This window comes from Micromonospora sp. M71_S20 (assembly GCF_003664255.1).
GTDB lineage: Bacteria > Actinomycetota > Actinomycetes > Mycobacteriales > Micromonosporaceae > Micromonospora.
Window position 1 is genome coordinate 374417 of sequence record NZ_RCCV01000001.1, and the last position, 12838, is coordinate 387254.

General features: G+C 73.3%; 8 protein-coding genes, 1 pseudogene and 1 riboswitch. Of the genes and pseudogenes, 4 read left to right on the forward strand and 5 right to left on the reverse strand.

The features are described from left to right. Positions 1-34: 34 nt before the first annotated feature. Complete coding sequence (locus DER29_RS01680) at positions 35-1759, forward strand: CDP-glycerol glycerophosphotransferase family protein (protein WP_121395677.1); 1725 nt, start codon at positions 35-37, stop codon at positions 1757-1759. Positions 1760-1782: 23 nt separating this feature from the next. Here DER29_RS01680 and DER29_RS01685 read toward each other — a convergent pair whose 3' ends face one another. The 3 genes from DER29_RS01685 to DER29_RS01695 form a co-directional block, all read right to left on the reverse strand. Then, positions 1783-2523 carry an alpha/beta fold hydrolase gene (locus DER29_RS01685; RefSeq protein ID WP_121395679.1) on the reverse strand — a complete coding sequence of 247 codons (741 nt, stop codon included), beginning with the start codon at positions 2521-2523 and terminating at the stop codon, positions 1783-1785. 105 nt (positions 2524-2628) lie between these two features. Beyond that, positions 2629-3474 carry a C39 family peptidase gene (locus DER29_RS01690; RefSeq protein WP_121395681.1) on the reverse strand — a complete coding sequence of 282 codons (846 nt, stop codon included), beginning with the start codon at positions 3472-3474 and terminating at the stop codon, positions 2629-2631. A gap of 225 nt (positions 3475-3699) precedes the next feature. Then, positions 3700-3841, reverse strand: a riboswitch (cyclic di-AMP (ydaO/yuaA leader). A gap of 318 nt (positions 3842-4159) precedes the next feature. After that, entirely contained in the window at positions 4160-5404 is a 1245-nt protein-coding gene (locus DER29_RS01695; RefSeq protein ID WP_121395682.1) for an acyltransferase, read from the reverse strand. A 311-nt stretch (positions 5405-5715) separates the two neighbouring features. On the opposite strand from DER29_RS01695, the gene DER29_RS01700 reads away from it, so the two are divergent. The 3 genes from DER29_RS01700 to DER29_RS01710 all read left to right on the forward strand — a co-directional run bounded on the left by DER29_RS01700 (position 5716) and on the right by DER29_RS01710 (position 9380). Continuing rightward, on the forward strand, positions 5716-7041 hold the full coding sequence (locus DER29_RS01700) for a polysaccharide pyruvyl transferase family protein (RefSeq protein ID WP_121395684.1): 1326 nt from the start codon (positions 5716-5718) through the stop codon (positions 7039-7041). 52 nt (positions 7042-7093) lie between these two features. Further along, the gene (locus DER29_RS01705; protein WP_121395686.1) at positions 7094-7729 is read left to right on the forward strand and encodes an alpha-ketoglutarate-dependent dioxygenase AlkB; all 636 of its coding nucleotides are present in this window, start codon (positions 7094-7096) and stop codon (positions 7727-7729) included. A gap of 286 nt (positions 7730-8015) precedes the next feature. Beyond that, positions 8016-9380 carry a uracil-xanthine permease family protein gene (locus DER29_RS01710; protein WP_121395688.1) on the forward strand — a complete coding sequence of 455 codons (1365 nt, stop codon included), beginning with the start codon at positions 8016-8018 and terminating at the stop codon, positions 9378-9380. Between the two features lie 289 nt (positions 9381-9669). On the opposite strand, the gene DER29_RS01715 is transcribed toward DER29_RS01710, so the two are convergent. Both DER29_RS01715 and DER29_RS36150 read right to left on the reverse strand, forming a co-directional pair. Further along, a complete protein-coding gene (locus DER29_RS01715) occupies positions 9670-12159 on the reverse strand; it encodes a DNA topoisomerase (ATP-hydrolyzing) subunit A (RefSeq protein WP_121395689.1) in 2490 nt (829 codons plus the stop codon). A 38-nt stretch (positions 12160-12197) separates the two neighbouring features. Then, positions 12198-12836 (reverse strand): annotated as a pseudogene (locus DER29_RS36150) (toprim domain-containing protein); the annotation flags it as partial. Between the last annotated feature and the right edge of the window lie 2 nt (positions 12837-12838).

Below are 12838 nucleotides of genomic sequence, written 5' to 3' on the forward strand. Positions count from 1 at the left end.
CGGATTTCGGGCCACGGCGGGAAACGGAGCCGACATGCGTGGTGACCTGGTTCGGAAGCTGCTCGCCCGCGCGCTGGCCACCGGCCTGGCGGTGCTGGCGTTCCTCGTCGTCGCGCTGACCGGCGCGACCGGCTGGGGGCTGGGGCTGGCCGTGGCCGCCCTCGCGGCAGCCACCTGGGAGCGGCGGGTGCGGCCGGGCGCCGACAACGCCGCCGAGACCGCGCTGGTCGCGGCGGCGATCCTGGTCGGGTACGCCCGCCGCCTCGACGCCGGCTTCGATCCCGCGCTGGCCGTGACCGCCCTGGTCCTGCTGGGGCTGGTGCTGCTGGTCAACCCGCTACGGGACGCCGGCGGCCTGGAGGTGCGCGCCGCGAACCTGCCGGTGCGCTCCTGGACGCCGCTGGTCGCCGCCCGCCTCGGCGACGCCCTGGCGGGGCTGCTCGCCCTGCTGGCGCTGGCGGCCGCCGCGGGCCTGCCGGCCGGTGTCGCGCTGGCGGCCGTGCTGCTGGTGGCCGCCGCCGCCGGGGCGATCGGGCTGGACCTGGCCCGGCGCCGGTTCCGCCCGGGCGCGGGCGGCTCGGCGGTGTCCCGCGCGCTGCGCCGGCACCGGCCCGAGTTCCTGCTGCACTTCTCCGCGCCGCCCGGCTCGGAGTACCAGGTCACCATGTGGCTGCCGTACCTGGAGCGGATCGGCCGGCCGTTCCTGGTGATGGTGCGCGAGCCGGAGTTCCTGCCGTTGATCGCGGCGGCCACCAGCGCGCCCGTGGTCTACTGCCCCACCACCAGGGCGATGGACGAGGCGCTGGTGCCGAGCCTGCGGGTGGCGTTCTACGTCAACCACGGCGCGAAGAACAGCCACTGCATCCGCTTCACCCAGCTGACCCACGTCCAGCTGCACCACGGCGACAGCGACAAGGCCCCCAGCGCCAACCCCGTCTCGGCGATCTTCGACCGGATCTTCGTCGCCGGCCAGGCCGCCATCGACCGGTACGCCCGCGCCGGGGTGGACATCCCGGCGGAGAAGTTCGTCGTCGTCGGCCGCCCGCAGGTCGAGTCGATCGAGGTACGCCCCGAGCCGGCGCACGGCCGGACCAACCCGACCGTGCTCTACACGCCGACCTGGACCGGGCACAACGCGGACGCGAACTACTGCTCCCTGCCGGTGGCCGAGACCCTGCTGCGCCGGCTGCTCGACCGGGGCGCGACGGTGATCCTGCGCGCCCACCCGTACACCTCGCAGAACCCGGCCTCCGCCCGGCAGCTGGGCCGGCTCACGGAACTGCTGGCCGCGGACCGGGCCCGCAGCGGCCGGCAGCACGTCTTCGGGGCCGCCGCCAGCCGGGAGCTGACCCTCACCGAGTGCGTGAACCGCTCGGACGCGCTGATCTCCGACGTGTCCGGGGTGATCTCCGACTACCTCTACTCCGGCAAGCCGTACGCGGTGACCGACATGGTGGACTCCGGCGACCGGTTCCCCGAGCAGTTCCCGCTCGCCGGGTCGGGCTACGTGCTGCGGCGCGACATGTCCAACGCGGACGAGGTGCTGACCGCGCTGCTGGACACCGATCCGCTGGCTCCGGCGCGATGGGCCACCCGGAGCCGCTACCTGGGTGACTTCCCCGCCGAGTCGTACGCCGAGGCGTTCCTGGAGGCCGCGCGGCGCCAGCTCGACGGGGAGTGGAACGCACCTGCCCCGCGCGCCGGCGGGGCCGACCTGCCGCTCGACCCGGACGAGGCGACACTCTCCCCCGCCACCTGACGCCCTGCCTCGGGTGGGAACGGTCAGCGGTAGTCGACGAGGTCCAGGACCGCCTCGGGGGCCTCGACGTGGGCGTTGTGCCCGAGGCCGGGCAGGGTGGCGACCGGCACGCCCAGCTCCCTGAGCTGGGCGTCGGTGACCATGGGGTCGTGCTCGCCGCGGGCCAGCAGCACGGGCACGTCGGTCGCGGCCAGCAGGGCGGGCAGGTCCGGCGCGCCCACGCCGAACGCGGCCGGGTCCATCGCCAGCCGCCAGCGACCGTCGACCTGCCGCAGCCCGGCCTCCACGACGGGATGGTCCGGGGCGAAGAGCCCGGTCAGTCCGGCCACCCGCAGGTAGCGGCGGGCGGCCTCGTCCCGGCTGGCGAACCAGGTCACCGGCCGGGCCGCCAACTCACCCGCCTTCGCCAGCTCCGCCGGCGACCAGACGGCCTTGATGCCGAGCCCGACCATGGCGTCGACGGGCAGCCCGGCGCTGCGGGCGGCCAGTGCCAGACCGACCACCCCGCCGAGGGAGTGCCCCAGCACGACGAGCCGGTCCCCCGCCGCGAGCCCCGCGGCGATCCGCGCGGCCAGGCCCGGGAACGAGTACTCCGGCAGCGGTGGCGACCAGCCGTGACCGGCGAGGTCCGGCGCCAGCCACCGCCCCGCCCACCGACGCTCCAGCAGCGGCGCCCGGGGCAGCCACACGTCGCCGGTCGCACCCATGCCGTGCAGCAGCAGGAGCACCCGCCGGCCGTCCCGGTCACCCGACTCATCGACCATGGGCGCAGTGTGCCACCCACCGGACGCCGTGAGCGAGGGCCGTGACCCGGACACGACATCGGGCGCCGGCCCCGGAATCCGGGGGCCGACGCCCGACGGTGTCGCTCAGGCGGAGTAGCCGCGGGTGGCGGCCCAGTTCGCGAGGGCGATGGTGCTGATCCAGTACGAGGCGGTCGCCGGGTTGGCCGAGTCGGCGATCTTCACCAGCCGCCCCTCGTCCTGGTAGCCGACCACGGCGATGTAGTGGCCGCCGGGGAAGGAGTGCCAGCCGCCGTCGGTGTCCGTGGCGCTGCCGGCGACGTTGACCACGACGCCCCGCCCGTCGGCGATGGCCGCGACGACGTCGGCCTGGAGCCGGTCCATCTGGGCCGGGGTGGCCGCGCCACCAGGGATCATCCGGGTCCGGTACGGGTCGCCCTTCACCACCGCGTTCAGCACGCGGGTGGTGTCCTGGGCCGAGTCGGTGCCCATCTGGTCGGTACCCAACTGGGCACCGAGGGCGTCCTGGCTGCGCACGATGCCGGCGGCGCTGAGGGCGTGCCGGACGGCCGCCGGACCACAGTTGTAGAAGGTGGTCTGGGCCTGGTAGTCGTAGTCCAGGGTCTTGGCGGCCGGGGGCTTCGGCGGCTCCGGCTTGCGGGTCAGGTCCGGGTCCGGGGCGGCGCTGGAGGCGCGGGCCGACGGGGCCGCGCTGGACGCGGCCGGGGCGGCGCTGGACGGGGCGGTCGCGGCCCTGGCCTGGCTGCGCGAGGCCGCGGTGTCGTCCCGCAGTTCGGTCGCGGCCACCGGGGCCTGCGCGGCGGCGGGGGCCTCGTCGGCTCCGGCCAACAGCGCGCCCGTGCCCGACGCCAGCACGAGCGCCGCGGCGGACGCGGCGGCCAGCTGGTACGGACGCTCGGACGTGAGGCGACGCAACTGTCGCTTGAGGTGGTGCTTCACGGTTTCCTCCACGGGCTCGGGGGTGAGCGGCCGTCGGTCCGCGCCGAGGGCAGAACGGACCGACCGCGCGGACGGGCGTCCGGGCGGGTGTGGGCCACTCAGGGGATGCGCCCGGGATGCCGGGCGACGGACGGTGACCGGTGGGTCAGCTCGTGACCTGGGGGCGGACGAGCGCGGGCACCGCGGCGCCGTGGAGACGGCGGAACCGAGGGGTGGACGGGTGTGGCATGAGGATGGAACTCCTTCCGACACCGCCGACCGGGTTAGCTGACGGATTCGGGCGGGAAGAACGCCCTACCACGGGCCCACGGGCCCGCGGATTCACCCCAACAAGCACTGGGTCCCCGGTTCGTCGTTCACGATTAGGCGGGTCGGCGCGGCGTCGCCTCTGGCGATCGGGTACCGCACCGGACGCGCCGACATTACTGGCCGGTCCGCGCCCTGCCAACCCCGTCCCACCTGCTTAAACCTTGATCGGGAGACAATTTTTGCGGGCACTTCGCCACTGACGCGACTCAATGGGACGACCGTTTCTGCGGGCGCCTCCGGGTGATAACGGGACGAGTGGCGGACATCGGCGCCGAAACCCCGGCGGGAATCGACCGGGCCGCGCCGGATGACCGGTTCGCCGACGGGGTGACCGGCGTCACCGAAACGGTCGGGATTTCGTCGGCGGGCACTGCGGTCGCCGGGGCGGTCAGCGCGAGTCGACGTACGCCGGTCGGTGGTCGTCGTGCGGATCGGCGGTCCGGGGGCGCGGCACGGCGTTGCCCCGCTCCCCCGGCGGCGTCGCCCCGGGGCCGCCGGAGTGCGTCCCGGCGTCGCCCCCGTCCCGCGGCGTCGCCCGGGCCAGCCTGCGCGGGGTGAGCAACCGCATCATCGGCGTCTCGACGACGCGGTGCAACAGGCCGGCCAGGGCCAGGTTGACCAGCAGGAAGCCGAGCACCACCGCCGGCCCCCGCCAGCCGGTGAAGCCGACGCCCCAGTCGCCGGTGAGCCGCAGGACGGTGATCATCACCAGGACGTGCACCAGGTAGAAGGCGAAGGAGACCTCACCGAGCCAGATCATCGGACGGGACCGCCACGGCGAGCGCCGCCCGCGCACGTCCGCGTCCGCGGCCGCGGCGATGACCAGGATGTACGCCACCGAGAGCAGCGCCGCCCACAGTTCGGCGCGGACCCACTGCGCGGCGACCACCCAGGTCGCCACGAAGACCAGGCTGGCCAGCGGCAGGCCCGGCCCACGCCACCGGCCGCGCCGCATCAGCTCGGCGGCGGCCACGCCCATCCAGAACTCCAGCGACCGCACCGGCGGGAAGATCTGGGTGAACCACCAGCGGCTCTCCTCCGGCACCAGCGCCTGGGCCGGCCAGAGCGCCAGGATGAGCAGCGGCACCGCGACCACGACGGCCCACAGCGCCCACGGCCGGGCCCGGCGGATCAGCGGCAGCGCCAACGGCAGGCAGAGGTAGAAGAAGAACTCGCAGGACAGCGACCAGCTGACGGTGTTGATGCTGTAGAAGTGGCCCGGCCGGGGGTCCCACGCCTGGAGGAGGAACAGGTTCTCCACCGCGACGAACCGGTCCACGGGGTCGGCGAGCCAGGCCGCGACCGCCAGGGCCGCCGCCCACAGCACCACGTGGCTCGGCCAGATCTTGGCCACCCGGCGCCGCCAGAACGCCCGACGGGTGTCGGTGGGTCGGGCCGACCAGACCAGCACGAAGCCGCTGAGGATGAAGAAGAACTGCACGCCCGACAGGCCGAGGGCGAAGGCCCAGTCCACGACGGCCTTCTGGCCGGGCTCGGCGATGATGCCCATCGTCGCCACGTGGAACCCGAAGACGAGCAGGGCGGCGACCCAGCGCAGCCCGGTCAGCGACGGCAGGCGGCTGGCCGGGGACGCGGGCCGGACGGCCGGCGCGGCGGTCGCGGCGTCGTTCATGCCGGCATCCCGACGATCCGCAGGGTCACCAGCACGTACGTCTCCTCCTCGACCCCGTCCCCAGGCGCCCCGAGGGGCCCGTGGGCGGCCCACCGGTCGGCGCCGCCCCGCCGGGCACCCTACCCGCCGCACCTGAGGCTCTGTTCCGTCCCGTCCGTGAGTGCCCGTTCTGTCCCGTGGGGGAATCCCCGTTCCTGTCGTCCCTGGGTGACCGTTCCGTCCCCGCGCGTGACGGCGGTGGCGGCCGTCCGGGTTGCGGCCGATCGGTGGCTAGTATTCCCAGACCCGGAGGTGACGAGAGGCGGGGACGGATGCACCAGCGGATCCTGATGCGGGCGAAGAAGGGCCCGTTCGACGTCTACTCGCCCGAGGAGACGCACGAGCGGAACTGGATCGGCGACAACAACGGCAACCTCGTCTTCAGCCACGCCGCCCACAAACTCCTGCGCACCGCCACCGCCGAGATCACCTCGACCGAGTTCAGGATCAACCCGCGCGACGCCGACATGATCAACGAGCGGTACGACGTCTACGTCGTACCGCTCGCCAACGCCTTTCGCCGCAGCTACGCCCACCGCGTCGAGGCCATGACGAAGCTCATCGAGCAGCTGAAGATCCCGGTGGTGGTGCTCGGGGTCGGCGTGCAGACCGACGTCAACGGCGACCGGGAGTACCTCCGCCCGATCGACGACGTGGTGACCCGGTTCGTACGGGCGGTCCTCGACCGCTCGCACAGCATCGGCGTCCGGGGCGAGATCACCCGGGACTACCTGCGCACCCTGGGCTTCTCGGCCGTCGACGTGATCGGCTGTCCGTCGATGTTCCTGCACGGCGACAGCCTGCGGGTGGAGAAGAGGAAGGCGTCGCTGTCGCCCGACGACAGGCTCGCGCTCACCGTCTCGCCGTACGTCACGTCGATGGCGGAGATCATCGCCCGGCACCAGGACCGGTACCCGAACCTGCGCTACCTGCCGCAGGACCTCAAGACGCTCGGCACGCTGCTCTACGGCGACGCCCCCGGGGACCGGGGCAGGACCAGCAAGATCCCGATCCACACCTCGCACCCGCTGTTCACCGAGGACAAGGTGCGGATGTTCGTCGACCCCTGGACCTGGATGGACTACCTCTCCGGCTTCGAGTTCGCGTTCGGCACCCGCATCCACGGCACCATCACCGCGCTGGTCGCCGGCACCCCCGGTTACCTCTTCGCGCACGACTCGCGCACCCTGGAACTCGCCCGGTACTTCGACATCCCGCACCGGGTGATGAAGGAGGTGCCGGTCGACGTCGACGCCGCCCAGCTCTACGAGGAGGCGGACTACACGGCGCTCAACGCCGGCCACAAGTCGCGCTACGAGACGATGCTGGCCTTCCTCGCCAAGCACGACCTGGGCAACGCCTTCGCCGACGGCGACAGCGCGGCCCGGTTCGACGCGCAGGTGCGCTCCACCACCTTCCCGCCCGCCGTACGCCCGGCCGGCGCCACCGCCCCCGACGCGCTGCTGGAGCGGATCCAGTGGTTGCGCGACCGCAACGTCGAGCTGCGCAAGGAGACGGAGACGCTGCGCGGGCAGCGCCTGCAGGCCCGGGTCAAGCAGGTGATCGGTGGTCGGGTGCGCCGGATGCTGAACCGCTGAGGCGTCACCTCCTTCCGTACACCTGTACCAACATGGCGGGTACGCTGGGCGGATGACCGGGGCCGCCTACCAGCCGTCGATGTTCGACCTCACCGCCGCCGGACCGGCGCTGAGCCCGCTGGCCGACCGGCTGCGCCGGCACCCGCTCACCCGCGGCGCGTGGGTCGACCATCTGCCCGGCTGGGTCACCGGCTCCGACCAGGTCTTCGACGTCCTGCTGCGCGACGTCCCCTGGCGGGCCGAGCGCCGCACGATGTACGACGCCGAGGTCGACGTCCCCCGGCTGCTCTGCTGGTACGCCGGGCACCGCCCGCTGCCGCACCCGCTGCTCGCCGAGGCGCGCGCCGCCCTCACCCGGCACTACGCCTCCGAGCTCGGCGAGCCCTTCGTCACCGCCGGCATGTGCCTCTACCGCTCCGGCCGCGACAGCGTCGCCTGGCACGGCGACACCCAGGGCCGCTCCGCGCACACCGACACCATGGTCGCCATCGTCTCGTTCGGCTCGCCGCGCTCACTGCTGCTGCGGCCCCGTGGTGGCGGCGACAGCCTGCGCTTCCCGCTCGGCCACGGCGACCTCGTGGTGATGGGCGGCTCCTGCCAGCGCACCTGGGAGCACGCCGTACCCAAGACCACCCGCCCCGTCGGCCCTCGGGTCAGCGTCCAGTTCCGCCCCGCCGGCGTCGCCTGACCCGCCCGACGGGCGGCAACCGACCGTGGGCCGGAACGGGTCCGCCCTGCCGTGCCCCTGCCAGCCCACCGGCCGGGCCGAGCCAGGCCACCCGGCCGGGCCCCCTGCCAGCCCCACAGTGGTCGGGCCCCTGCAGCCCAGCGGCCGGGCCTCTGCCGGGCCTCTGCCAGCCCAGAAGCCGGGCCCAGGCCGGGCCACCGGCCGGGCCAGGCCGGGGCTCTGCTAGAAACGACTCCTGGGTTTCACCTGCGCCCCCGTCACCTCTTCACGACGCGAAGGGCGTTCCATGACCCAGTCCTCCACCGAGCCGCGCTCCCGTTGGTCCGCGTGGGCGGTCCACGGCGACGGCCGGTCCATCCGCCCCGGCGATGTGGTCCACCCCGGCGAACGCCTCTCCTGGCCGCGCACCCTCGGCGTCGGCGTGCAGCACGTCGTCGCGATGTTCGGCGCCACCTTCACGGTGCCGCTCATCACCGGCTTCCCGCCGGCCACCACGCTCTTCTTCTCCGGGCTCGGCACGCTGCTGTTCCTGCTGATCACCGGCAACCGGCTGCCCTCGTACCTCGGCTCGTCCTTCGCCTTCATCGCGCCGGTGCTGGCGGCCAAGGCCGGCGGCGACATCGGCCCGGCGCTCGGCGGCATCGTCGTCGCCGGCGTGGCGCTGGCCGCCGTCGGGCTGGTCGTCCAGCTCGCCGGGTCGCGCTGGATCGACGCGCTGATGCCGCCCGTGGTCACCGGGGCGATCGTCGCGCTGATCGGCCTGAACCTCGCCCCCGTCGCCTGGGACGGCGGCGGGAGCGGCACCGGCGTGAAGGCCCAGCCGCTGATCGCGGTGGTGACCCTGGCCGCCATCCTGCTCGCCACGGTGGCCTTCCGGGGCTTCCTGGCCCGATTGTCCATCCTGCTGGGGGTGGTGGTCGGCTGGGTGCTCGCCGCCGTGCTCGGCGATCTGGATCCGAAGGCAGTCGACGGCCTGCGGGACGCCGCGTGGGTCGGTCTGCCCGAGTTCCACGCGCCGAGCTTCAGCCTGCGCGCGGTCGTGCTGGTGATCCCGGTGATCCTGGTGCTGATCGCCGAGAACGCCGGGCACGTCAAGGCGGTCGCCGCGATGACCGGCCGGAACCTGGACCGGGACATGGGCCGGGCGTTCATGGGCGACGGACTGGCCACGGTGCTCGCCGGCTCCGGCGGCGGCTCCGGCACCACCACCTACGCGGAGAACATCGGCGTGATGGCGGCGACCCGGGTCTATTCCACCGCCGCGTACTGGGTGGCCGGCCTGACGGCGGTGCTGCTCGGGCTCAGCCCGAAGTTCGGCGCGCTGATCCTCACCGTGCCGGCCGGCGTGCTCGGCGGCGCCACCACCGCCCTGTACGGCCTGATCGCCATCCTCGGCGCGCGGATCTGGATCGAGAACCGGGTGGACTTCCACGACCCGGTGAACCTGATGACCGCCGCCGTCGCGGTGATCGTCGGCGCAGCCAACTACACCCTCACCGCCGGCGACCTCTCGTTCAACGGCATCGCCCTGGGCACCGCCGCCGCCCTCGCCGTCTACCACGGCATGCGCCTGGTGGCCCACCTACGCGGCACCACCCCCCAACACACCCCCGACCCCACCCCGACCCCCGCTTCCAACCCGACCCGCTGACCCCACCCCGGCCCCGGCCCCACGGTCCCGGCCCCGCCTCCGGCGGGGTGATCATGGGGTTAGCGGGGCAATACGCCCGATCTCGACCAGCCAATCTCATGATCGACGGCGGCAGGTGAACCGGCGGGCGGGGCGGCCGGAGCCAGGCCGGGCAAGGGCCCGGTGGGGCCAGGCCGGGCGGGCAAGGCCGGGTCGGACGGGGCCGGAGTGCCAGCGTCCCGTCGAGCGGGGCTGGGCGCGGCAGCAGTAAGGGCCGGCTGCGGTGCAGCCGGCCCTTACTGCTGACGGGTCAGTCGCGTTCGATCTGGTGGCCGACGACGGTGGGGCCCAGCATCACGGCGAAGCCGGAGCCGTCGCGGCGCGGGTCCGCCGCCGGCAGCTCCACCGGCTCGCCGGTGGCGGTGGCGGCCACCGGACGCGGCCCGACCCAGGCGACGGCCACGTCGGTCTCACCCTTGAGGAAGCGGTGGGCGCGCACCCCGCCGGTCGCCCGCCCCTTCGCCGGGTACGCCTGGAACGGCGTGACCTTCACCGTGGCGCCCGTGGAGGTGACCACCATCGGCTCGCCGTGGCCCGGGTCGTCGGTGCGGACCGCACCGAAGAACACCACCCGGGCGCCGGCGGGCAGGTTGATGCCCGACATGCCGCCGCCCTTGGTCCCCTGCGGCCGGACCAGTCCGGCGGCGAACCGCAGCAACGACGCCTCCGAGGTGACGAAGGTGAGCGTCTCCGCGCCGTCGGTGAGCCAGGTCGCCCCGACCACCTCGTCGCCCTCCCGCAGGCCGATCACCTCGAACTCGTCCGAGCGGACGGGCCACTCCGGCGCGCAGACCTTGACCACGCCCTGCCGGGTGCCCAGGGCGAGGCCCGGGGAGCCCTCGGCCGTCGGCCCGAGCGGCGCCAGCCCGACCACGGTCTCCCCCGATTCCAGCGGGACCAACTCGGCGGCGGCCATTCCGCCGCGCAGCGACACCGTCCCCGCCTGCTCGGGCAGGACCGGCAGCGGCAGCACGTCGACCTTGAACGCCCGCCCGGCGCTGGTCACCAGCAGTACCCGCCCCCGGGCGGTGGAGTGCACGACGGCGCGTACGGCATCGTGCTTGACCCGGCCGTGCCGCCGGCGCCCCTCGGACGCTTCCTCGGACTCGGCCGCCGTGCGGGCGACCAGCCCGGTCGCGGAGAGGATCACCTGGCAGGGATCGTCGGCGACCTCCAGCGGGCCGGCCGGCGCGGACGCGGCCAGCACCTCCTTGAGGTCCCCGTCGACGAGCGTGGTGCGGCGCGGCGCGCCGAACTGCTTCACCACCGCCGCCAGCTCGTCGGAGACGACCTTCTTCAGCACCTTCGGGTCGTCGAGGATGGTGGAGAGCTCGGCGATCTCCTTGCGGAGCTTCTCCTGCTCGGCCTCCAGCTCGATCCGGTCGTACTTGGTCAACCGGCGCAGCGGAGTGTCCAGGATGTAGGTGGCCTGGATGTCCGAGAGGCCGAACTGGCGCATCAGGCCGTCCTTGGCGGCCTGCGCGTCGTCGCTGCCCCGGATCAGCTTGACCACCTTGTCGATGTCGAGCAGGGCGACCAGCAGGCCGTCGACCAGGTGCAGCCGCTCCTGGCGCTTGCGGCGGCGGTACGAGCTGCGCCGGGTCACGACCTCGTAGCGGTGGGCCAGGAAGACCTCCAGCAGCGCCTTCAGCCCGAGGGTCTGCGGTTGCCCGTCGACCAGCACCAGGTTGTTGACGCCGAACGACTGCTCCAGCGGGGTGAGCCGGTAGAGGTCGGCGAGCAGCGCCTGCGGGTTGACCCCGACCTTGCACTCGATGACCAGGCGGGTGCCGCTCTCCCGGTCGGTGAGGTCCTTGACGTCGGCGATGCCGGTGAGCCGCTTGGTCTTGTTGACCTCGTTGGTGATGGCCGCGATGACCTTCTCGGCACCGATGCCGTACGGCAGCTCCACGACGGTGATCGCCTGCCGGCCCCGGCTGCCCTCCAGCGGGCCGATCTCGACCTTGCCCCGCATCCGGACGACGCCGCGCCCGGTCTCGTAGGCGCGACGCACCTCGTCGAGCCCGAGCAGCACGCCACCGGTGGGCAGGTCCGGACCGGGGACGAACTCCATGAGCTTGTCGAGCGTGGCGTCCGGGTGGTTGATCAGCCAGCGGGCGGCGGAGACGACCTCGCCGAGGTTGTGCGGGATCATGTTGGTCGCCATGCCGACCGCGATCCCCGACGCGCCGTTGACCAGCAGGTTGGGGAAGGCGGCGGGCAGCACGGTGGGCTGGGTCAGCGAGCCGTCGTAGTTGGGCTCGACGTCGACCGTGTCCTCGCCCAGCTCGCCGACGAGCAGCATCGCCTCGCGCGACATCCGGGCCTCGGTGTAGCGCGACGCCGCCGGCCCGTCGTCCGGGCTGCCAAAGTTGCCGTGCCCGTCGATGAGTGGCGCGTTCAGCGAGAAGTCCTGCGCCAGGCGCACCATCGCGTCGTAGATCGCGGTGTCGCCGTGCGGATGGTACTTGCCCATTACGTCCCCGACGATGCGGGCGGACTTCACGTGCCCCCGGTCGGGTCGGTGGCCCTGCTCGTACATCGACCAGAGGATGCGCCGGTGCACCGGCTTGAGGCCGTCGCGGGCGTCGGGCAGGGCCCGTGAGTGGATCACGGAGAAGGCGTACTCCAAATAGGAGTCGGAGACCTCGGTGACCAGCGGGTTGTCGAAGACCCGCGCGCCGGCCTGGTCGAAGGCGGACAGGTCCACCTTGGCGCGGTCGTCCTTGCGGCGTGCCATCGTTCAGCTCACTTCCCGGCGGGTGGTGGCGGGCCTGGTCATGCGTCGATCGCCTCGCGGTCGACCCGGTCGGCGGAGTCGATCAGCCAGTTGCGGCGCGGCTCGACCTTCTCCCCCATCAGCAGTTCGAGGATCCGCTCGGCGGCGTCGACGTCGTCGAGGGTGATCCGGCGGACGGCCCGGGTGGCCGGGTTCATCGTCGTCTCCCACAGCTCGTCGGCGTCCATCTCGCCGAGACCCTTGAAGCGCGGGATCGGGGTGACGATCTGCTTACCGGCCTTCTCCAGCTTGCGGACCGTCGTCTCCATCTCCGCCTGGGTGTAGGTGTAGATCGTCTGCGGGTTACGCCCCTTGGTGGTGATCTTGTGCAGGGGCGGCATCGCCGCGTAGAGCCGGCCGGCCTCGATCAGCGGTCGCATGTAGCGGGCGAAGAGCGTGATCAGCAGGGTGCGGATGTGCGCGCCGTCGACGTCGGCGTCCGCCATGATCAGCACCCGGCCGTAGCGCATGGCGGACAGGTCGAACGTGCGGCCGGAGCCGGCGCCGAGCACCTGCACGATGGCGGCGCACTCGGCGTTGTCCAGCACCTGCTGGAGGTTGGCCTTCTGCACGTTGAGGATCTTGCCCCGGATGGGCAGCAGCGCCTGGTATTCGGCGGTGCGTGCAACCCGCGCACTGT